21 protein-coding genes are annotated in these 20577 nt (G+C 31.9%); 10 read left to right on the forward strand and 11 right to left on the reverse strand.

Annotated elements, in window-relative coordinates; translation table 11 throughout:
- Position 1: 1 nt before the first annotated feature.
- Positions 2-469, reverse strand: a complete 468-nt coding sequence (locus B0I03_RS09095) for an SRPBCC family protein (RefSeq protein WP_111567125.1) — start codon at positions 467-469, stop codon at positions 2-4.
- A gap of 133 nt (positions 470-602) precedes the next feature.
- Here B0I03_RS09095 and B0I03_RS09100 point away from each other — a divergent pair, with 133 nt between their 5' ends.
- On the forward strand, positions 603-1454 hold the full coding sequence (locus tag B0I03_RS09100) for a DUF2911 domain-containing protein (protein ID WP_111567126.1): 852 nt from the start codon (positions 603-605) through the stop codon (positions 1452-1454).
- An 81-nt stretch (positions 1455-1535) separates the two neighbouring features.
- Here B0I03_RS09100 and B0I03_RS09105 read toward each other — a convergent pair whose 3' ends face one another.
- The 3 genes from B0I03_RS09105 to B0I03_RS09115 are packed head-to-tail and all read right to left on the reverse strand — an operon-like array spanning position 1536 to position 3233.
- The gene (locus B0I03_RS09105) at positions 1536-2099 is read right to left on the reverse strand and encodes a YceI family protein (protein WP_111567127.1); all 564 of its coding nucleotides are present in this window, start codon (positions 2097-2099) and stop codon (positions 1536-1538) included.
- Between the two features lie 33 nt (positions 2100-2132).
- Complete coding sequence (locus B0I03_RS09110) at positions 2133-2765, reverse strand: NAD(P)H-dependent oxidoreductase (RefSeq protein WP_111567128.1); 633 nt, start codon at positions 2763-2765, stop codon at positions 2133-2135.
- A gap of 15 nt (positions 2766-2780) precedes the next feature.
- Positions 2781-3233: a MarR family winged helix-turn-helix transcriptional regulator gene (locus B0I03_RS09115; RefSeq protein WP_111567129.1), complete on the reverse strand. Its 453-nt coding sequence runs from the start codon at positions 3231-3233 to the stop codon at positions 2781-2783.
- A 126-nt stretch (positions 3234-3359) separates the two neighbouring features.
- Here B0I03_RS09115 and B0I03_RS09120 point away from each other — a divergent pair, with 126 nt between their 5' ends.
- The gene (locus B0I03_RS09120) at positions 3360-3668 is read left to right on the forward strand and encodes a rhodanese-like domain-containing protein (RefSeq protein WP_111567130.1); all 309 of its coding nucleotides are present in this window, start codon (positions 3360-3362) and stop codon (positions 3666-3668) included.
- A gap of 76 nt (positions 3669-3744) precedes the next feature.
- Here the strand turns inward: B0I03_RS09120 and B0I03_RS09125 are convergent, their stop codons facing one another.
- Positions 3745-4350 (reverse strand): hypothetical protein, encoded by a 606-nt coding sequence (locus B0I03_RS09125; RefSeq protein WP_111567131.1) that lies wholly within the window; start codon positions 4348-4350, stop codon positions 3745-3747.
- A gap of 128 nt (positions 4351-4478) precedes the next feature.
- Positions 4479-5156: a Crp/Fnr family transcriptional regulator gene (locus B0I03_RS09130; RefSeq protein ID WP_111567132.1), complete on the reverse strand. Its 678-nt coding sequence runs from the start codon at positions 5154-5156 to the stop codon at positions 4479-4481.
- Positions 5157-5265: 109 nt separating this feature from the next.
- On the opposite strand from B0I03_RS09130, the gene B0I03_RS09135 reads away from it, so the two are divergent.
- The 8 genes from B0I03_RS09135 (at position 5266) to B0I03_RS09170 (ending at position 14099) form a co-directional block, all read left to right on the forward strand.
- Positions 5266-7641 (forward strand): heavy metal translocating P-type ATPase, encoded by a 2376-nt coding sequence (locus B0I03_RS09135; protein WP_111567133.1) that lies wholly within the window; start codon positions 5266-5268, stop codon positions 7639-7641.
- Between the two features lie 90 nt (positions 7642-7731).
- On the forward strand, positions 7732-7929 hold the full coding sequence (gene ccoS / locus B0I03_RS09140) for a cbb3-type cytochrome oxidase assembly protein CcoS (RefSeq protein ID WP_111567134.1): 198 nt from the start codon (positions 7732-7734) through the stop codon (positions 7927-7929).
- A 2-nt stretch (positions 7930-7931) separates the two neighbouring features.
- Positions 7932-10109: a cytochrome-c oxidase, cbb3-type subunit I gene (gene ccoN / locus B0I03_RS09145; protein ID WP_111567135.1), complete on the forward strand. Its 2178-nt coding sequence runs from the start codon at positions 7932-7934 to the stop codon at positions 10107-10109.
- 6 nt (positions 10110-10115) lie between these two features.
- A complete protein-coding gene (locus B0I03_RS09150) occupies positions 10116-10286 on the forward strand; it encodes a CcoQ/FixQ family Cbb3-type cytochrome c oxidase assembly chaperone (RefSeq protein ID WP_111567136.1) in 171 nt (56 codons plus the stop codon).
- A gap of 102 nt (positions 10287-10388) precedes the next feature.
- Positions 10389-11327, forward strand: coding sequence for a cbb3-type cytochrome c oxidase N-terminal domain-containing protein (locus tag B0I03_RS09155; RefSeq protein WP_111567137.1), 939 nt, complete (start codon positions 10389-10391; stop codon positions 11325-11327).
- Between the two features lie 61 nt (positions 11328-11388).
- Positions 11389-12807, forward strand: coding sequence for a cytochrome c oxidase accessory protein CcoG (ccoG, locus tag B0I03_RS09160; RefSeq protein ID WP_111567138.1), 1419 nt, complete (start codon positions 11389-11391; stop codon positions 12805-12807).
- A 13-nt stretch (positions 12808-12820) separates the two neighbouring features.
- The gene (locus tag B0I03_RS09165; RefSeq protein ID WP_111567139.1) at positions 12821-13270 is read left to right on the forward strand and encodes a FixH family protein; all 450 of its coding nucleotides are present in this window, start codon (positions 12821-12823) and stop codon (positions 13268-13270) included.
- Between the two features lie 127 nt (positions 13271-13397).
- The gene (locus tag B0I03_RS09170; RefSeq protein ID WP_111567140.1) at positions 13398-14099 is read left to right on the forward strand and encodes a sulfite exporter TauE/SafE family protein; all 702 of its coding nucleotides are present in this window, start codon (positions 13398-13400) and stop codon (positions 14097-14099) included.
- A 46-nt stretch (positions 14100-14145) separates the two neighbouring features.
- Here B0I03_RS09170 and B0I03_RS09175 read toward each other — a convergent pair whose 3' ends face one another.
- The 5 genes from B0I03_RS09175 to B0I03_RS09195 all read right to left on the reverse strand — a co-directional run bounded on the left by B0I03_RS09175 (position 14146) and on the right by B0I03_RS09195 (position 20515).
- Entirely contained in the window at positions 14146-15840 is a 1695-nt protein-coding gene (locus tag B0I03_RS09175; RefSeq protein WP_111567141.1) for a sodium:solute symporter, read from the reverse strand.
- Positions 15841-15953: 113 nt separating this feature from the next.
- Entirely contained in the window at positions 15954-18401 is a 2448-nt protein-coding gene (locus B0I03_RS09180) for a PIG-L family deacetylase (protein ID WP_111567142.1), read from the reverse strand.
- A gap of 84 nt (positions 18402-18485) precedes the next feature.
- Positions 18486-19022, reverse strand: coding sequence for a mechanosensitive ion channel domain-containing protein (locus B0I03_RS09185; RefSeq protein WP_111567143.1), 537 nt, complete (start codon positions 19020-19022; stop codon positions 18486-18488).
- On the reverse strand, positions 19006-19599 hold the full coding sequence (locus B0I03_RS09190; protein WP_111567144.1) for a Maf-like protein: 594 nt from the start codon (positions 19597-19599) through the stop codon (positions 19006-19008). Before B0I03_RS09190 ends, B0I03_RS09185 begins: the two co-directional genes overlap by 17 nt.
- Positions 19592-20515 (reverse strand): geranylgeranylglycerol-phosphate geranylgeranyltransferase, encoded by a 924-nt coding sequence (locus tag B0I03_RS09195; RefSeq protein WP_111567145.1) that lies wholly within the window; start codon positions 20513-20515, stop codon positions 19592-19594. Before B0I03_RS09195 ends, B0I03_RS09190 begins: the two co-directional genes overlap by 8 nt.
- Between the last annotated feature and the right edge of the window lie 62 nt (positions 20516-20577).

The raw sequence follows: 20577 nt of genomic DNA on the forward strand, positions 1-20577 counted from the left end.
ATTATCCTTTAAATTCACCAAACATTTCGATTAATTTTTTTCTTCGATATTCGAAAATTTCATCTAATTTGGGTTTTACTAATATTGGATGAACCAATTGACCCAAAATTCCCATAGGTACCTTATAATCTACAATATCTTCCATTTCAACACCACCAGGAATTTCTTTGATGAAATGTTTGTGATGCCAAAGCGCATAAGGTCCAAAACGTTGTTCGTCTACAAAATACTGTTTATCCACCACATGAGTAATTTCTGTAACCCATTTCGTTGGAATTCCTAAAACTGGCGTAACTATATATTGAATGATTTGTCCTGGAAACATTGGTCTGTCTGCTCCTGAAAGAATTTTAAATCCCATGTAGTCTGGTGTAATTTTCTGAAGATTTTTTGGATCAGATAACAAGTTCCATGCTTCATCTAAGCTTATCGGAAGATTTTGTTTGGTATGTAATCTATATATTTTCATATTATTTTTTTTGTAAAGATATAAATTTGTTTAATCTTTTTTATTATTAATTAAACAAAAATTATTCATTTAAGTTTATATTAACATTTGATTCTAATACAATTTGTAAATTTGAAATTCAAAAACATAACCTATGAGAAAAATTATTGTAATGTTGGCTGTAGTATTAGCCAATTTCATGGTTGAGGCACAAGTAAAAACACCTCAATCGAGTCCGTTAGCAAAAGTTGAACAAGTTGTTGGATTGACTACAGTTCAAGTTGAGTATTCTAGACCAAGTGCAAAAGGAAGAACCGTTTATGGAGATTTAGTTCCTTTTGGAAAAATGTGGAGAACTGGTGCAAATGCAAATACCACGATTTCTTTTAGTGAAGATGTAAAAGTGGCAGGTAAAGACCTTAAGAAAGGTAAGTATGCTTTATTTACAACTCCAAAGGCAGATAGTTGGGATGTAATTTTTTATACAGACACTAATAATTGGGGATTACCTGAAAATTGGGATGATTCAAAAGTGGCTTTGAAAGTTACAGTTAAACCAGAAACTTTAAACAAATCAATTGAATCATTTTCAATCTTTTTAAACAATTTAACAAATGATACAGGTGTAATTGAATTATCTTGGGAGAGAACAATGGTATCTATTCCATTTTCTGTTCCTACACAAGATATGGCAATGAAAAGTATTGAAAAAACGTTAGCAGGTCCATCTGCGGCAGATTATTTTTCTTCTGCACAATATTTTTATCAATCTAATGGCGATTTAAATAAAGCTTTAACTTGGGTAAATTCTGCTATTAGTAATTCACCAAAGGATAGAGACGTACCTTTTTGGTATTTGAGATTAAAATCTTTAATCCAAGCTAAAATGGGAGACAAAAAAGGAGCTATTTCAACTGCAAAAGAATCATTAGCATTATCTGTGAAAGCAGGAAATGGGGATTATGAAAAAATGAATAAAGATAGCATTGCAGAATGGTCTAAATAATTGTTTTAAAATGTATAATAAAAAAGCCTTGAATTTCTTCAAGGCTTTTTTTGTTTTTCATAGCAAAGTTTCCCAGTTCAATTAGAATACTAATTTCACTTTTAATTCGAATTCGTCGTTGATTGTTTTGTCTCCTAAGTTGTCAAAGAAGCTTCCAGAACCATATTGAATTCCGTATTTTGTTCTATCTACTTTTAAATCAGTTGTAGCAGTATTTCCAGCAACAGTTAAGTCAAATTTAATAGGTTCTGTTTTTCCTTTGATAGTTAAATCTGCAGTTACCGCATAAACTCCTTTACCTTTTTCACCAATAGTTTTGAAAACTAAAGTAGCTGTTGGGAATTTTTCAACACCAAAGAAATCATCTGATTTTAAGTGTCCATCTAAATTTGTTTTTCCTTTTCCGTCTAAATCTGTAGTATTGATAGTTGTCATATCAACAGTAAAGTTTCCGTTTACTACTTTTTTACCTTTGAAAACTAAAGCGCCTTCTTTGAAAGTAATTGTTCCTTCGTGAGCACCTGTTACTTTTTTACCTACCCAATTGATAGTACTTTTATTTACATCAACTTTTTTTGATTGTGCATTTACTGCGAATGATACAAAAGCTACAAGAGCTAAAGCGATTGATTTGAAATTTTTCATGTTTAAAATTGTTTTAAATGTTAATGGTTATAATTAAATAGTAGTAAATAATTCTTGTTTTGGTTTTCTAACTTTTGCATAGTGTTGCGTTGCATCTTCTTCATGACGGTATCCTACAGCTGCTACTAATGAAGCGTTTAATCCTAATGCATTTAATCCTAAAATTTCATTGTATTTTTCTGGTTCAAAACCTTCCATTGGAGTAACGTCGATTTTTAATTCTGCAGCAGCATTTAAAAGATTTCCTAAAGCTAAATACGTTTGTTTTGAAGTCCAAACTGCTTTTTGTTCCACTGGTAAAGGAACAATTTTCGATTTCATAAAGTCTGAATATCCTTTTAAATCTTCAACTGATAAACCTCTTGTATCTGCAATGTTTTGAACATAAGCATCAATATCATTTTCTTTAACATCTACAATGTTAGCAAAAACTAATAGGTGAGAAGCGTCAACAATCTGCGATTGTCCCCAAGAAACAGGTTGTAATTGCGCTCTTACTTCAGGATTTTCGATGATGAATACTTTGTATAACTGTAAACCATAAGAAGAAGTACTTAATTGGATAGCTTCTTTTAAAGTTTCTAAATCTGATGCTGATACTTTTTTGTTAGCATCGAATTTTTTAGTAGCATAACGCCATTTCTGATTTTCTATAAAATTTGTCATAGTAATTTTAGGGTTTTAATTTCTAAATTTTTCAAGCAATTCGTTTAATAATTCTAATTCTGCAACACTCAAATTCTTAGAAAAAGATTGCTCATGAGCTTCTACTAAAGGATCCAATTGTAGTAAAAGTTCCAAACCTTTCTCCGTAATAGTAATCTCCATCTTACGGCGATTGATTGGGCAAACTTCTCTAAGCACTAATTCTTTTAATAACAATTTGTCAACTAAACGTGTGGTGTTACTGGTTTTCGCAATCATGCGTTCTTGTATCATACACATATTAGCAGGCTTTCCTTTCTGACCTCTTAAGATGCGTAACACGTTAAATTGTTCAGGGGAAAGGTCAAATGGCTTTAATATCTCATTAAACTTTTCCGAAATGACATTTTGAGTATACAAAACATTCAATAATGTTTTCTTCTCCATTGCCATAGGAGTATTAGGTTTTATGATTTCTTCTATTCTCATTTGATGTTGTAAAATTTGTATGTACAAATGTAGTAAATATTTTATTTGTATGTACAAATGTTTGATAAATTTTTGTTAAAGTTTTAAAATTGCATTTTTTGATAGTACTTTTGGAAAAAAAGTACAATGACAAACTTAGATCAAAATACGTGGTGGAGCCAGTTTTCGCAAGATGAAAACGGCGTTATATTAGATGTTCGTACCGAAGACGAATTTAACGCAGGTTATATTCCAGGAGCGATTAATATTGATATCTATAAAGGACAAGGTTTTATCTATAGAGTAGAGGAGTTAGACAAATCGAAAAACTATTATGTGTATTGTGCCGCTGGAGTACGTAGTGCCAACGCTTGTAAAGCCATGGAACAATTAGGTTTTGAAAACACTTTTAACTTAGTAGGTGGTTTTTCTAATTGGGAAGGATCAACAGAATAAAAAGAAATCCGCTGAAAAGCGGATTTTTTTGTGAATGAATATGATTCAGTACTATTAGATTTGGCAAAAGTTGCCTCTATTGAATGAAGTTTTTTTTGAATTCTTGAATTTCTTTATAATCTGTAATGTTCAGAATATCGATTAAATTTAAAAAGTGTAATTTACCTTGTTTAGAGTATTCAATTAATGTATCCTTAATATTTAAGATGTTGTGTTCAAAATCTTGTTGAAAGTTATATTTAAATTTTTCATTATTATGAAGAATTATTTCAATGAAATTAGTTGTTCCGTTTTTAACGCTACCATCTGGATCAACATATCCAGATATTTCTAATTGACCATTATAATCACCTGCGTTGATTTCTATTTTCTTTATTGAATCTATTAAAAATGTCTTATTACCTGCTATTATTTTGTCACTATATAATTCTAGGTAACCATCAAACTTTCCAATAATTGGTTTTTTTCTCAAAAAAGATGTCAGTTTCAGTAGAAATAAAATAAATATTGTAATAACAACACATCCCAATATTAATTCTTTAAAAAAAGTTAATTGACTTTCGTCTGTTAATGATGAAATAGTCCAATAAATCAATATAAGTAAAGACATTAGTGCAAGCAATATGTCTACTTTTGTAAAGTAATTTTTCTTTGTCTTTGTAAATATTTTGAATTTATTCATTTCGAGTATTGAATTTTGAGATTCTAAGCTAGTGATGCGATTAGATTGTTCAAAGTATCTCTCTTCAAATATACTAAAAAAATCTTACAATTTCACCCAACAAAAAATCCGCTTTTCAGCGGATTCTCTTATGTTAATCGTTTTAATTTATTTTTATCTAAAAGTTTGATTTTCTTTCCAATCAACTCAATATATTCTGATTTATTTAATTCAGAGAGCAATCGAATACAACTTTCAGTAGCAGTTCCAATCATTCCCGCTAATTCTTCTCTTGATAATTGGATGCGTAAAGTGCCGTCTTCGTTTTTACCAAAAGTATCTTCTAAGTAAATTAAAGTTTCGGCTAAACGTTGGCGAACGGTTTTCTGTGCCATGTTTACCATGTGATCGTCGGCTCCTTTTAAGTCTTCGCAAATCGTTTTCATCACATTCATCGAAAACTGGTTGTTTTGCGTAAAAAACTGCATCACTTCACTTCTCGGAATAAAACAAACTTCCATATCTTCTAAAGCAACAGCACTTAAATTCGCAGGTTCGTCACTAATCATCGAACGTTGCCCTAATAATTCGCCTGGTTTAACCAATTTTACAATTTGGTCTTTCCCGTTGTCGCTAAGTTTAGAAAGCTTACAAACGCCGTCTTTGATGCAATAAATTCCATTGGTAACTTCGCCTTCTTCAAAAATAGGTTCGCCTTTTTTTATGGTGTAGGAAGTTTTGCATTCGGCCATTCTTAAAAGTTCGTCTTTATTCAACGCTTTTAACGAACTAAATTGCCTCACGATACACTGTTCACATTTATTCATAGAGTGAAAATTTTTATTGCGTTTACAAAATTACAAAATTGTATGACAAATATCATATTTTGTTCTACATTTATGTGTGACCTTTGTTACAGGTAAAATGAGCAAATTTATGGACGCAGAAAATTGTTTCCATTGTGGTAATGAAATTATAAAAAAAGACGAGATTGTATATGACGAAAAGAAGTTTTGTTGCAATGGTTGTAAAACTGTGTACGAAATCTTTAGTCAAAACGACCTAACGTGTTATTATGATTTTCAGGCAGCACCCGGCGCCACTCCACAAGACATTCAGGGCAAATATGACTTTTTAGACAATGAAGAAATTGTTACTAAATTATTGGAATTCCAAGAGCGTACAACACATATTGTTTCACTCTACATTCCTCATATACACTGTAGTTCGTGTATTTGGATTCTGGAAAATCTACAAAAACTTCAACCAGGAATAAACGCATCGCAAGTTAATTTTGGAGAAAAGAAAGTCCGAGTTACGTTCAATCCTGAACAAACTTCTTTAAAAGATATCGTCTATTTATTGAGTTCGATAGGTTACGAACCTTATATTTCGTTAGAAAATTTTGATGAAGGCAAGAAAAAAATCGACCGAACTTTAATCTACAAGATAGGAGTGGCGTTTTTCTGTTTTGGAAATATCATGTTGCTTTCGTTTCCCGAATATTTTGAAGTAGAAGAATATTGGATTGATCAATACCGCGGATTTTTCCGTTGGTTGATTTTCGGATTATCGCTTCCTACATTTATTTATTCCGCTTCTGGTTATTATGTTTCCGCTTGGAAAAGTATGAAATCAGGTTTGTTGAATATTGATATTCCAATCGCTTTAGGAATCGTAGTAATGTTTGTAAGAAGTACGGTGGATATCGTTTTCGATTACGGACAAGGTTTCTTTGATAGTATGGCAGGATTGATTTTCTTTATGTTATTAGGAAAGTTATTTCAGAAGAAAACATACGATTTCCTTTCATTTGAACGCGATTATAAATCGTATTTTCCAATTGCAATTACGAAAGTATTGCCAAATGGAGATGAAGAATCGGTTCAAGTATATGATATTCAAAAAGGAGACAGATTGTTAATTCGAAATCAAGAATTAATTCCTGTAGATGGAATTTTAATTTCCGAAAAAGCTTCAATTGATTACAGTTTCGTAACAGGTGAAGCGGTTCCGATTGAGAAAAAATCAGGTGATAAAGTCTTCGCTGGCGGAAAACAAATGGGAAAAGTCATCGAAATGGAAGTGCTATTTTCGGTTTCCCAAAGTTATTTAACTCAATTATGGAGTAATGATGTCTTCCAAAAAAGAGTAGAGCAACAACACAAAAACATTACCGATAGAATTAGTCGCTATTTTACGCCAGCTTTATTGGCTTTAGCGGTCGTTTCCTTTACTTATTGGATTTTCATAGATGTTCAAACCGCTTTTAATGTTTTCACTGCGATTTTGATTGTGGCGTGCCCGTGTGCTTTGGCATTAACGGCTCCGTTTACATTAGGAAACGTGTTGCGAATTCTAGGCAAGCGAAAATTATATTTGAAGAATGCTTTAGTTGTAGAACAATTGGCTAAAGTAGATACGATTGTTTTCGATAAAACAGGAACGATTACAACTAATAAAAAAACAGCTATTACTTACGAAGGAACGGAATTAAATGCTTCCGAATTAAGATTGTTGAAAAACGTTTTACGTGGTTCGAATCATCCATTAAGTAGAAGATTGTACGATTTTATTCCAAATCAAGAAAAAATAGAAACTACAAGTTTTGAAGAAATCATTGGAAAAGGAATTTTCGCTGAAATCGAAGGAAATACCATAAAATTAGGTTCTTCACAATTCCTAAAAACTATGACCGAAAACACGCATAAGAAAACCAAAGTGCATGTGGAAATCAATGGTGTTTACAAAGGAAGTTACGTGTTCAATAATCAATACAGAAAAGGATTAGAAGAATTGTTTTCCGATTTAGCTAAACATTACAATTTGGTTGTTTTATCTGGTGATAATGATGGTGAAAGAAGAATTTTAGAGAAAATGTTGCCTTCGAAAACGACTTTAGTTTTCAATCAAAAACCCGAGCAAAAACTACAATACATTGAACAATTGCAAAAAGAAGGTAAAAACGTCATGATGGTAGGTGATGGGTTAAACGATGCTGGCGCATTAGCACAAAGTAATTTAGGATTATCCATTTCAGAAAACGTAAATGTATTCTCACCGGCTTGTGACGGAATTTTAGATGCAACACAATTCGATAAAATCGCCTTTTTTATGCGCTATTCTAAAAATGCCATGAAAACGATTTATATGAGTTTTGGACTTTCTTTATTATACAATGTTGTAGGACTAAGTTATGCCGTAACTGGGGCTTTAGATCCTATTGTAGCAGCTATCATTATGCCGCTCAGTACAATAACTATTGTAAGTTTTGTAACAATTCTTACAAATTTGTATGCTGGAAAGAAATAAATTGATTAAATTTAAGAAAATTTTAATACATGATAAAAGTCATGTTTTATAAAAACGAGTGGAAGTAACTTTGTTAACACAATTTAAGGTATGAGTGTCATTTATTTATTAATCACAATTAGTATAGTAGTAGCGATTGTCTTTTTAGGTGCTTTTATACAAGCAGTTAAAAGTGGACAGTACGATGATGACTATACACCATCGGTCAGAATGTTATTTGATGATGAAATAGTGAAAAAAGAAAATCCTAACAAATTAATACAAACAGAAAAACAAAAATCAATCTAATTATGGAGAAGCAACAATTTTATTACGACAACAAAATTGTAAGGAATTTCCTCTACGCTAGTATAGTCTTTGGTGTAGTAGGGATGTTAGTGGGGCTTATTTTAGCTTTCCTATTTTTGTTTCCAAACTTAACCAGCGGCATATCGTTTTTAAGTTTTGGACGCTTAAGACCTTTACACACCAATGCAGTTATTTTTGCCTTCGTTGGAAACGCAATGTTTGCAGGTATTTATTACTCAATGCAGCGTTTATTAAAAGCAAGAATGTTTAGCGACCTTTTGAGTAAAATTCATTTTTGGGGTTGGCAGTTAATTATAGTTGCTGCAGCCATTACTTTACCATTAGGTTATTCTACTTCTAAAGAATATGCCGAATTAGAATGGCCAATCGACATTGCAATTGCTCTTATTTGGGTAGTTTTTGGTATCAATATGATTGGAACCATTATTAAAAGAAGAGAACGTCATATTTATGTAGCTATTTGGTTTTACATTGCAACATTTGTAACAGTTGCGGTACTTCACATCTTTAACAGTTTAGAACTACCTGTTTCGTTATCAGGAATGAAATCATATTCAATTTATGCAGGTGTTCAAGATGCTTTAGTACAATGGTGGTACGGACACAATGCGGTAGCATTCTTCTTAACTACACCATTTTTAGGAATGATGTATTACTTCGTACCTAAAGTAGCAAATCGTCCTGTATATTCTTATAGATTATCAATTATCCACTTTTGGTCGTTAATCTTCATTTACATTTGGGCTGGACCTCACCACTTATTATATACTGCTTTACCTGACTGGGCTCAGAATTTAGGAGTTGTTTTCTCTGTGATGTTGATTGCTCCATCTTGGGGAGGTATGATTAATGGATTATTAACCTTAAGAGGTGTTTGGGATAAAGTGCGTACAGATGCAGTATTGAAATTCTTCGTAGTAGCAATCACAGGTTACGGTATGGCTACTTTTGAAGGTCCAATGTTATCATTGAAAAACGTTAACGCTATTGCACACTTTACAGACTGGATTATTGCTCACGTACACGTTGGAGCTTTAGCTTGGAATGGTTTCTTATCATTCGGTATGATTTATTGGTTAATCCCAAGAATGACTAAAACGAAATTATTCTCTGAAAAATTAGCGAATTTCCATTTCTGGATTGGTACATTAGGTATTATTTTATATGCACTTCCAATGTATGTTGCTGGATTTACTCAAGCTTCTATGTGGAAACAATTTAAACCAGACGGTGGTGCATTACAATATGGTAACTTCCTTGAAACAGTAACCGAATTAATGCCAATGTATTGGATGCGTGCTGTGGGTGGAACGTTATATTTAGTAGGGGTAATTGTTTTAGTTTACAATGTTATTAGAACAGTAAGACAAGGTTCTCCAGTTGAGAATGAGTTAGCAGAAGCTCCAGCTTTAGCCGTGATTTCTCCTAGCCGTTTAAAAGGTGAAAAATTACACTCTTGGTTAGAAAGAAAACCAGTTCAATTCATGATTTTAACTACAGTTGCGATTTTAATTGGTGGTTTAATTCAAATTTTACCAACGATTTTAGTAAAATCTAATATTCCAACTATATCGTCAGTTAAACCATATACACCACTTGAATTAGAAGGTAGAGATTTATACATCCGTGAAGGTTGTGTGGGATGTCACTCTCAAATGGTTCGTCCGTTCCGTTCAGAAGTTGAGCGTTATGGTGACTATTCGAAAGCTGGTGAATTTGTTTACGACCATCCATTCTTATGGGGTTCTAAACGTACAGGTCCAGATTTAGCTCGCGAAGGTGTTAAAGGAAAACCATTTAATGGAGGTAGAGATGATGTATGGCATTTTAACCACATGTATGATCCTCAAGGTTTAAATGAGAAATCAATTATGCCAAGATACCAATGGTTAATTAAAAATGAGTTAGATAAATCAACAACTCAAGACAAAATGAGAACCATGGTAACTTTAGGAGTTCCTTATTCTGATGCAGATATTAATAATGCTCTTAAACATATGGACGAACAAGCTACTAAAATTGAAACCAATTTATTAGCAAATCCAGAAATTAAGAAATCATTTGGAGGTCAAACAGCTTCTCCATTGAAAGATAGAGAGATTGTAGCGTTGATTGCATATTTACAAAGATTAGGTACAGATACTCAAGTTAAAAAATAAAAAGTTATGCTAAAGTTCATTAAACATAATTTGGAAACTATTACAGGAGTAGATATTTATCCAATCATTTCGTTGACTATTTTCTTTACAGCGTTTGTATTGTTCACAATTTGGGCATTTACTTACAGCAAAGAAAAAATCAAAGAAATTAGTGAAATGCCTTTAAACGACGAGTAGTTATAATTATAATTAGCGAGAAACTGAAACAACCATGATGTTTGTAAATATTGGGTAGTTTCATGGTTGTTCAGATTCTCATAACATCAAAATTTTCAACAAATGAAAAAATTAATTCCATCATACGTAAGAGTTCCATTACTGTTTGCAGTAGTATTTGCAGCTTTGGAATATTTTATCGATTCAGGAGACAGGCCAGCATTTATAAAGTTTCCTATGGTAGCTTTATTTTTAGGAGTATTCCTTTTCTTATTAATCGCAATCGAAATTGTAATCGATGCCGTTGATAAAGTAACATACCATTTATTAACAGACGAACAAAAGAAACAATTAGCAGATGCTCAGTCGGTTTCTTTTACAGAGAGTTCATGGTATCAAAACATAGTTAGTAAATTAACTCGCTCTAAAGAAATAGAGAGAGAAGAAGATATCATGTTAGAGCACGATTACGATGGTATCAAAGAGTTAGACAATGTATTACCACCATGGTGGGTATATTTGTTCTATGGAACCATTATTTTTGCTTTAGTTTATATGGTTCGTTTCCATGTAATGAATGAGTACGATCAAGAACAAGAGTTTAAAAACGAAGTAGCATTAGCAGAATTAGAAAAATCTAAAATGCCAAAAGATCCAGCTGATGAAGTAAGTTACGAAACCGTTGTTGCAGTTACAGATGCTGCAAGTTTAGCAAAAGGAAAAGAAATTTTCAATAACGCTTGTGCTGCATGTCATAAAGCTGATGGTGGAGGTTTAGTTGGACCTAATTTAACGGATAAAAACTGGATTAACGGTGGAGGAATTAAAAATGTCTTCAAGTTAATTTCTGAAGGAAGTAAAAATAACCCTTCAATGGTAGCTTGGAAAGCAAATTTATCTTCTAAAGATATTCAAAGTGTAGCAAGTTATATTTTAACATTAGAAGGTTCTAATCCTCCAGGAGCAAAAGCCGCTGAAGGAGAAATATGGACAGAAACTGCAGCTCCAGCAGCTGAAGCAGTAGTAGACTCTACTAAGGTAGAAGCTCCTGCAGAAAAATAAAATTATGAAAAAGGTTTTGGGAAATTCTCAAAACCTTTTTTAAACTAAAAATTGCATAATTATGTCAAATTTACCAGACGAAAGTTTTAGAGATACCATTGCAACTATTAATGCAGAAGGAAAAAGAAATTTTATCTATCCTAAAAAGCCTTCTGGACCTTTTTATGATAAAAGAAAATTATTGAGTTATTTTCTTTTGGTATTCTTAATTGCTTCACCATTTATTAAAATTGGAGGAAATCAATTCTTGATGTTTAATGTAATGGAAAGACGTTTTAGTATTTTCGGATTTGCATTTTGGCCTCAAGACTTTCATTTATTTGTTATTTCAATGATTGTTGGAGTAGTAGGGTTGACTTTATTTACAGTAGCATTCGGACGTATATTTTGTGGTTGGTTTTGTCCGCAAACTATTTTTATGGAAATGGTTTTCAGACGTATCGAATATTGGATTGATGGTGACAGAGGAGCTCAAATGCGATTAGCAAAACAAAAATGGGATGCTGAAAAAATAAGAAAAAGAGTTACAAAAGGGACTATCTTTTTTATTTTTTCATTCTTCATTGCCAATGTTTTTCTAGCGTATTTAATTAGCAGCGATGAACTTATCAAAATGATTACCGAAGGACCAACAAGTAATTTAAGTACGTTAATTGCCTTATTAATTTTTACAGGAGTATTCTATTTTGTATTCGCGTGGTTTAGAGAACAAGTTTGTATTATTGCTTGTCCTTACGGAAGAATGCAAGGTGTTTTATTGGATAACAAATCCATTAATGTAACTTATGACCATGTAAGAGGAGAAGGAACAAACGGAAGAAAAAAATGGAGAAATGGTGAAGATAGAGCCGCATTAGGTCACGGAGATTGTATCGATTGTAACCAATGTGTGGTAGTTTGTCCAACCGGAATTGACATTCGTAATGGTACTCAGTTAGAATGTATCAATTGTACTGCTTGTATTGATGAATGTGATGTGATTATGGAAAAAGTAGGATTACCAAAAGGATTAATCCGTTATGCAAGTGAAGATGAAATTGTCAATAAAGAGAAGTTCAAATTAACACTTCGAATGAAAGGTTACATCGCTGTTTTAACATTGTTAGTCGGCGTTTTAATAGGAATGTTGTTTTTACGAAATGATGTAGAAGCTAATTTCTTACCAATGTCGGGGCAATTGTTCCAACACAATAGAGAAAACATTCGAAATTTCTACACGTATAAAATCGTTAATAAAACAGAACAAGAATTTGATAATGTGACGGTTAAAATAGTCAATTACAAAGGAGAAATAAAATTAGTAGGAAGTCCAGTAATTAAAGTACCAAAACAAGGTTTAGTAAGTGGAACATTATACATTGATATTCCTGAAAGTTTGCTAAAAGAAGAAAAGGTACATTTAAAATTAGAATTATATAATGGTGATAAGTTGATAGAAGAAACTTCAACTAATTTCCAAGGACCAAGAAACTTTAATTAAAAAAAATACAGCTATGAAATTTAATTGGGGAACCGGAATCGTTATTGCTTTTGCACTTTTTATGACATTTATTTTGTCGTATGTGTACAAAGTACAATCTAATGATAAATACGATCACGAACTAGTTGTTGAAGATTATTACAAAAAAGAAGCATTAGTTCAAGGTGATATTGAAAAACAAGAAAATGCGAATGCGTTAACAAATAAAGTAACAATCGAAAAAACAGCAGACGGAGTTAAAATTCAATTCCCAGCCGATTTCGATTATTCAAAAATTAATGGAAAAGTGTCCTTATATAGACCGTCTAGTCAGAAATTAGATTTTGAAATTCCGATTTCACTATCTAGTCCACATTTGCTCATACCTAAAAGTAATTTGGCTGACGGTCTTTGGGACATTTCTATCGATTGGGAATATGATGGTGTGAAATATTTGAACAAAGATTCGTTTAGAATGGAATAATTCTTATTTACACAGAGATTCACAGAGATAAATTTTTAACTTTATGTTGAGTTGAGTTTCACAGAGTAATTTTTTTAAATTTTTGTTTCACAATTTGAACTTGAACTTATTCTTGAATTTGTAATTGATGTTATATTCAGCTTTTATATTTGGTTTAATCAGTAGTTTTCACTGCATAGGAATGTGCGGTCCAATTGCTATGATGTTACCCGTAGATAGAAGTAATGAAGTCAAAAAAATCGCACAAATTATAACGTATCATATTGGGAAATTAACGGCTTACGGAACATTAGGTTTAATATTCGGACTTTTAGGAAGAAGTTTTTATTTAGCCGGAATGCAACAACAACTATCTATAATCGTTGGGATTTTGATGATTTTAGTAGCAGTAATTCCGGAACGAGTATTTGCCAAATACAATTTTTCAAAACCAATTTATAGAATCATTACAAAAGTAAAATCAAGTTTAGGGCAACAGTTTAAAAATAAAAGCTATAAATCGTTATTTACTATTGGATTATTGAATGGTTTTTTACCATGCGGAATGGTCTATGTAGCACTGTTTGGAGCTATCGCAATGCAGAATGTTTCTTTAGGAATTGGGTATATGATACTTTTTGGAATCGGAACAATTCCTATGATGGTAGCAGTTGTTTACGCTTCTGGATTGATTTCATTTTCATTCAGAGGAACGATTCAAAAAGCAATACCGTTAGTAGCGGTAATTATTGGAATGTTATTTATAATAAGAGGTTTAGGGTTAGATATTCCATATTTATCACCAAGTAATATGAGTTTATTTGTGCAACCCGAAGCCAATTGTCATTAAATATTTTAGTTAATAGGGTAGAAGAGTGATGGAGTTTTATACTTTATCACTCTTTTTGTTTTTCTGATTTACTGAATACTTTTTGAAGAAAATAAGACATACTAATTGTTAGTAACGCTCCAATAAAATTCAGCCATAAATAACTAACTACATCTAAGTAAAAGATGTAAAAAATAGTTAGTTGACTAATGCAAGCCCCAATAAAAGCAGCTTTTCCTTTGATATATTTGATATAAAATCCAATTAAGAAAATACCTAAAACAGTTCCGTAGAAAATCGAACCGATGATGTTAACTAGCTGGATTAAATTTTCAAATAAAGAACTTATACAAGCAAATCCAATCGCTACAATTCCCCAAAATACCGTGAAGTATTGAGTAGCTAACACATAATGTTTGTCTGATTTATTGCTAACATTTCTTTTGTAAATATCAATAGCAGATGTAGCACCAAGAGAGTTTAATCCAGATGCGCTAGATGACATAGCTGCGCTGAAAATTACGGCTAACAATAATCCTAAAAGGCCTTTAGGTAAGTAATTTAAAATGAAATATAAGAAAACATAATCCTTATCATTGGTTTCGGTTTTTCCATCAGCTTTTTTAATCACATCTTTTGCGTCTTCTCGTAAATCTTTTTCTTTTAAGGAAAGTGTGACCATTTGTTTTTTCAAGATTGGATTATCAAATTCGTTGTGCTTTAATTGTTCAATATAAATTTGATTTACAATCTTTTTATCCGTGTTGATTTGGGATAGTTTTTGTTCCAAATTTTCATAATCGACTTTGTATTCCGAAGCTTTTACTTTTTCAACATTCGTTGGGTTAAAATGCAATGGAGCATCATTAAATTGAAAGAAAACAAACACTAAAACTCCAGTTAAAAGAATAAAAAATTGCATTGGAACTTTCAACAATCCATTCATTATTAATCCCATTTGGCTTTCTTTAATTGATTTTCCTGATAGATAGCGTCCAACTTGAGATTGATCAGTTCCAAAATAGGAAAGCATTAGGAAGAATCCTCCTGTGATTCCACTCCAAAACGTGTAACGTGTTTCAGGGTTGTAAGAGAAATCTAAAATATCCATTTTGCCATTAGCTCCAGCAATATGTAATACATTTGAAAAATCAACTTCTTGAGGCAAATTCGCTAAAATGTAAAAGAAAATGATAAACATTCCCGACATAATCACGAACATTTGTTGTTTTTGGGTAACGTTCACGGCTTTTGTTCCGCCAGTTACGGTGTAAACAATTACTAAAATTCCAATGATGATATTCAGCATATTCAAATTCCAACCCAAAAGTGCTGATAAAATGATAGAAGGAGCATAAATTGTAATTCCAGTTCCTAATCCTCTTTGAATCAAGAATAAGATAGCGGCTAAAGTTCGGGTTTGAACATTAAAACGTTGTTCTAAATATTCGTAAGCTGTATATACTTTTAATCGATGGTAAATTGGAATAAAAGTATATGCAATTACAATCATCGCTAATGGAAGACCAAAATAGAACTGCACAAACCCCATTCCGTCATGATAGGCTTGTCCAGGCGTAGACAAAAAAGTAATCGCACTTGCTTGCGTAGCCATGACTGAAACACCAACCGTAAACCAAGGTGTTTCGTTGTTATCTAACAAATAGTCTTTTACATTGGCGCTTCCTTTGGTTTTCAAAGCACCATAAATCACGATAAAAAATAGGGTAGTGGATAATACAATCCAATCTAAAATTTCCATATTAGTTGTATATTTCCATTAGTAAATAGAAAATTAAAATGTATATAGCATTTAGTATCAATACGATGCTATAACTTTTTTTCCATTTGTGTTTTTGTTTATCCATCTCTATTTTATTTGTCTAAAGCAATCATATTTGCTAATAATCTATAAGCGCCACTAACGCCTTCTGGTAATTCTCTAAAGAAACTCAAACCTGTATAAATATAATTTCCTTTACCAAATTTGGCAATTACTAAACCACCTGTTTTTGAAGATTCACCTTCGTCATTGGAAGCTAAAATAGGAATAAATTCTGGACTCCATTTGTTTGGATAATATAAACCTTGTTCTTGTACCCAACCTGTGAAATCTTTTTCAGTGATTTTGTTGGGTTGATTAAGAACTTTATGATTTGGTGCTAAGAAAGAAACTTTTGCATTTTCATCAGTAACTCTATCTCTTGATAATTCTAAATTGTACGGTGCTATTTCTTTGGTAACCAAATTATTAGTAGTGTTGTATTGAATGATTAAATTACCACCTTTTTCTACATATTGAAATAAAATTTTATTCTTGTATTTTAATTCATCAACTACATTAAAAGCTCGAATTCCTAAGATTACAGCATCAAATTGTTGCAGTTTTTCTGTTGAAATTTCGTTCGGATTAATCGTAGAAACTTTAAATCCGAGATTTTCTAAATTCTTGTTTACTTCATCGCCAGCGCCCATAATGTATCCAATATTTTTGCCTTTAGTTTCAATGTCTAATTTTACTAATTTAGATTCAGAAGGCACTAAAATGGTTTGTTTTGGAATATGTGGATATTGAATCGTAATTAATTTATTATCGAATGTTTGATTGCCTATTTGAGCTTTTGCACTCAACTTTGTAGCAATTTCAGCTTTTGTTGGATAAAGTGTAAATGTGAACTTTTTCTCTTCGTTTTTGGTGGTAATTTCAAACGGAATTTCTTTTGGATTTACTTTCCAATCATTCGGAATATTCAACGATAAAATACCTTTTGCATTGGCTTTATGCGCTTTTACAGAAACTGTAATTTCTTTTGCTTGTGTTCCATTGAAAATAATTACTTCAGGTTCAATTTTAGTAGTAACATCAGGTAAAACTGTAAACGGAACATAAGTTTCTCCATCATCAGGATTATTGAATTTGTAGCAAATATTTTTTACGAATTCAATTGTTTTTCCTTCAATTTCGATGGTGAAAACAACTGGAAAATTAGATGAAACTTCAGGAAGAATACGAATTGATTTATCCGAAACACGATACATTCCTTCAGTTTGTTTTTCTTTTAACCAAAATAAATTGGAATAATCAACACTTTCGCCAATGACCACATTTTTAAGTTGGAAACTTGTTTTCTCGTTGTTTTTTAAAACAGCATTTTTTGTTTCTATTGGAAGTTGTAAGGCTTTCACAGAAATCAATTTTGCATTCGATTGACTTCTGTTAATGACTTCAATATTGATGTTGAAATTACTATCTTTTGTTGTGGTTTCAGTATCGGCAACGGCTTCCATAAACAAACCGCTACACGCTTCAATAATCTTAATAATTTGTTTTGATTTAATTTCTTTCCAATGCGAATCTTCTAAATTCTGAATCAAATCATACGCTTTAATTAAATTCGGAATATGAACTGATGGATTTCCAAAGTTGAAATTCTTTTCAATTTCGTACAGAATTTTTCCAATTTCATTACCGCCTTTTACTCGATTCCAAGACGTATCAATTCCTTCAAAAAGATTGGTATTACTTGGTAAATTGCCTTTTAGCAATTCTAAATATTCGGTTTCATCGCCACGACTTCCAAGCGTTCCAAAGCCTTGACATTTGTGCTGACTGCGGCTCAAAGCAGCAATTTCGTTATTGCTTTTTCCTTTCAACGGATAAAATACATTGGAATTAATAGCCAATAATTTTGATTTATCGGCAGCATCAAACGCTTCTTGACTTCCGTAAAACCACCAAGACGTGTTGAAAAAAATGCGTTTTGGTTGGTGTTTTACTAAATCATACGCTTCTAAACTCAACATAGCCGAAGCCGTGTGATGTCCGTGTGTAGTTCCCGGCGTATTGTGACTAAAACGATTTACAATAATATCTGGACGGAAAGTTTCAATGACTTGAATAACATCTTCCATAACTTCGTTTTTGTTCCAAATAGCGAAAGTTTCGTTCGGTTCCTTTGAAAATCCGAAGTCGTTTGCACGGGTAAAAAACTGTTCTCCACCGTCGATTCTTCTGGCTGCTAATAATTCTTGAGTTCTTATTGCTCCTAATTTTTCTCGTAGTTCGGTTCCAATTAAATTTTGTCCGCCATCACCACGAGTTAACGATAAATAAGCCGTTTGTGCGTGATAATGATTTGAAAAATAGGTGATAAGTTTCGTGTTTTCATCATCGGGATGTGCAGCAACATATAGTACTTTTCCTAGGAAATTTAGTTTTTGAACTTGTTCATAAATTTCAACTGAATTCAGTTTTTGTGGCGCTTGAGCGAATGCTATTATTGAAATAAAAAATATAAAAATTGAAGTAAAGCTTCTGTTCATTGCAATGGTTTTGTTTCAAAAATAAGGAAATAAAAAAAAGGAAGTTTTAATTACTTCCTTTTTAACAGATTTTTATCAATTGATTTAATCAAAAAACTCTTTTTCTTCTACAGGTTTATTTACTACTGAAATTCCTTTTTGCATCAAAAGGTTGTTGGGATACGTAATTAATTCACCATCACTAGTTTTTAATACCACGTAAAATGCTTTAATATCTTCAATTTCGCCTTCAATTGGATATTCTTTGTCGTGAATTTTTATTTTATCACCAATTTTAAACGGATAAGAAAAAAAGATGATAATTCCAGCGGTAATATTACTTAGAATCGACCATTGGGCAAACGAAGCCACACCAACCACCGCAAAAACCGAAGAGATGAAAAGTAAAATTTGGTCTTTCTTAACTCCCCAAATGATTGTTATAGAAATCAAAGCTAAAATGCCAAGTAGTAAATTTATGTATTTGATAATCAGGTTGGTGCGATGTTCTAAAACTTCATTTAGTCGAGCAAAACGTCTAACAACTTTAGCAATACTAATTCGTAGAATTACATATAATAGAATAACTACTAATGTTGCAATTTCTTCGTGTAAATACGGATTATCAATTAGTTTCAGCATAATTCATTAATTTTTGAAATAACATTTCGGTTGGTAAACCTACTACATTCGTATAAGAACCTTCAATTTTTGAAATTCCAATTAAACCTATCCAATCTTGAATTCCATAGCTTCCGGCTTTGTCAAAAGGTTGGTAATTATCTAGATAATATTTGATTGCTTCATCAGATAAATTGGCAAAAGTAACCTTAGTTGTACAATGAAAAACATCAGTTTTATCAATCGATTTCAAGCAAACCGATGTGATTACTTCATGCGTTTGGTTGGCTAATTGCTGCAGCATTTTAAACGCATCTTCATAATCTTTTGGTTTGCCTAATGCTTTTTCATTCAGCCAAACAATAGTGTCACTCGTAACTAAAACATCGTTTTCTTTCAATTCATTTTCGAAAGCACTTGCTTTTAATTCGGCTAAGAAATTCGTGATTTCTTCCGCTTGTAAATGTTCGGGATAAATTTCTTCAATTTCTTTTAGGCGAATGGTATAATGCAAATCCATTTCCTTAAAAAACTGCTGTCTTCTCGGCGATCCTGAAGCTAAAATAATATTGATTTTATTTAGTTTTTCTTTAAGCATTGGCTAATTTTAAATTGAAAACAATTACCGCAACTGATAAAATTCCGAAAAATAATATGATTTTCAAAACCAAACTCAAGTGATGGAATTCTTTTTTAGTTGTAGCATTTAGTAATTTCACTCCGAAATAAATTAGTGGTCCAACAATTAAAATCATCGCATAATACACTACGTAATCCAATTCGAATAAATTAGAATTTACATAATAGGCCAAAATTCCAATTGAAATTACAGTTAAAACTCCAACAATTATTTTTGTTTTTTGAATTCCTATAGCTATAGGTAAAGTATTAATTCCTGATTGATAATCGCCATCCATATCTTCCATGTCCTTAACGATTTCTCGAATTAAATTAATGATAAAAGCAAAAATGGCATAATGCATTAAAATATCGAAAGCTTCTTTCATTCGGAAACGATTATCCATATCAATTGCTGGTAAAATATCAAATAATCCAATGATAATAATGCTTGTAGAAAGCATCAATGCCACTACAACATTTCCAAGAACTGGAATTTGTTTAAAACTCGTAGCATACATATAAAGCAATGTAGCTACTAAGATAAACATCGAAGCAAATGTAGCTTTGTAAATAACATTTGATAAATAAAATCCAATTCCAACACCAACAATGGTTAACCCAATGTACCAATTATAAGCCATTGTTTCCGAAATAGAAACACCAACCACACGATTTTGAGGTTTTGCAATTTCGTCGGTATCTTGATCCATAATATTATTTATGACATAACCTCCTGCGGCAATACAAACCGTTGCAATGACTAACAAAATGTAATTAAAATCGGTTAAAGCTAAATCTACATACGATTGTGCTAAAAATAAATAACGAAATACCAATTGCATAAAGGCTAGCATTAGTAAATTTTGGAATCGAATTAGTTTTAAGTATTTCATGTTTGTTTTTTTGTTTCAAGTTTCAGGTTTCAAGTTTTTTACACAGAGATTCACCGAGTTTT

Source organism: Flavobacterium aquaticum, assembly GCF_003259835.1.
Taxonomy (GTDB): domain Bacteria; phylum Bacteroidota; class Bacteroidia; order Flavobacteriales; family Flavobacteriaceae; genus Flavobacterium; species Flavobacterium aquaticum.

Bases quoted from the DNA above. Each gene is read 5' to 3' on its own strand.
- B0I03_RS09095 (WP_111567125.1), bottom strand. From the start codon at position 469: ATGAAAATATATAGATTACATACCAAACAAAATCTTCCGATAAGCTTA.
- B0I03_RS09100 (WP_111567126.1), top strand. From the start codon at position 603: ATGAGAAAAATTATTGTAATGTTGGCTGTAGTATTAGCCAATTTCATG.
- B0I03_RS09105 (WP_111567127.1), bottom strand. From the start codon at position 2,099: ATGAAAAATTTCAAATCAATCGCTTTAGCTCTTGTAGCTTTTGTATCA.
- B0I03_RS09110 (WP_111567128.1), bottom strand. From the start codon at position 2,765: ATGACAAATTTTATAGAAAATCAGAAATGGCGTTATGCTACTAAAAAA.
- B0I03_RS09115 (WP_111567129.1), bottom strand. From the start codon at position 3,233: ATGAGAATAGAAGAAATCATAAAACCTAATACTCCTATGGCAATGGAG.
- B0I03_RS09120 (WP_111567130.1), top strand. From the start codon at position 3,360: ATGACAAACTTAGATCAAAATACGTGGTGGAGCCAGTTTTCGCAAGAT.
- B0I03_RS09125 (WP_111567131.1), bottom strand. From the start codon at position 4,350: ATGAATAAATTCAAAATATTTACAAAGACAAAGAAAAATTACTTTACA.
- B0I03_RS09130 (WP_111567132.1), bottom strand. From the start codon at position 5,156: ATGAATAAATGTGAACAGTGTATCGTGAGGCAATTTAGTTCGTTAAAA.
- B0I03_RS09135 (WP_111567133.1), top strand. From the start codon at position 5,266: ATGGACGCAGAAAATTGTTTCCATTGTGGTAATGAAATTATAAAAAAA.
- ccoS (WP_111567134.1), top strand. From the start codon at position 7,732: ATGAGTGTCATTTATTTATTAATCACAATTAGTATAGTAGTAGCGATT.
- ccoN (WP_111567135.1), top strand. From the start codon at position 7,932: ATGGAGAAGCAACAATTTTATTACGACAACAAAATTGTAAGGAATTTC.
- B0I03_RS09150 (WP_111567136.1), top strand. From the start codon at position 10,116: ATGCTAAAGTTCATTAAACATAATTTGGAAACTATTACAGGAGTAGAT.
- B0I03_RS09155 (WP_111567137.1), top strand. From the start codon at position 10,389: ATGAAAAAATTAATTCCATCATACGTAAGAGTTCCATTACTGTTTGCA.
- ccoG (WP_111567138.1), top strand. From the start codon at position 11,389: ATGTCAAATTTACCAGACGAAAGTTTTAGAGATACCATTGCAACTATT.
- B0I03_RS09165 (WP_111567139.1), top strand. From the start codon at position 12,821: ATGAAATTTAATTGGGGAACCGGAATCGTTATTGCTTTTGCACTTTTT.
- B0I03_RS09170 (WP_111567140.1), top strand. From the start codon at position 13,398: ATGTTATATTCAGCTTTTATATTTGGTTTAATCAGTAGTTTTCACTGC.
- B0I03_RS09175 (WP_111567141.1), bottom strand. From the start codon at position 15,840: ATGGAAATTTTAGATTGGATTGTATTATCCACTACCCTATTTTTTATC.
- B0I03_RS09180 (WP_111567142.1), bottom strand. From the start codon at position 18,401: ATGAACAGAAGCTTTACTTCAATTTTTATATTTTTTATTTCAATAATA.
- B0I03_RS09185 (WP_111567143.1), bottom strand. From the start codon at position 19,022: ATGCTGAAACTAATTGATAATCCGTATTTACACGAAGAAATTGCAACA.
- B0I03_RS09190 (WP_111567144.1), bottom strand. From the start codon at position 19,599: ATGCTTAAAGAAAAACTAAATAAAATCAATATTATTTTAGCTTCAGGA.
- B0I03_RS09195 (WP_111567145.1), bottom strand. From the start codon at position 20,515: ATGAAATACTTAAAACTAATTCGATTCCAAAATTTACTAATGCTAGCC.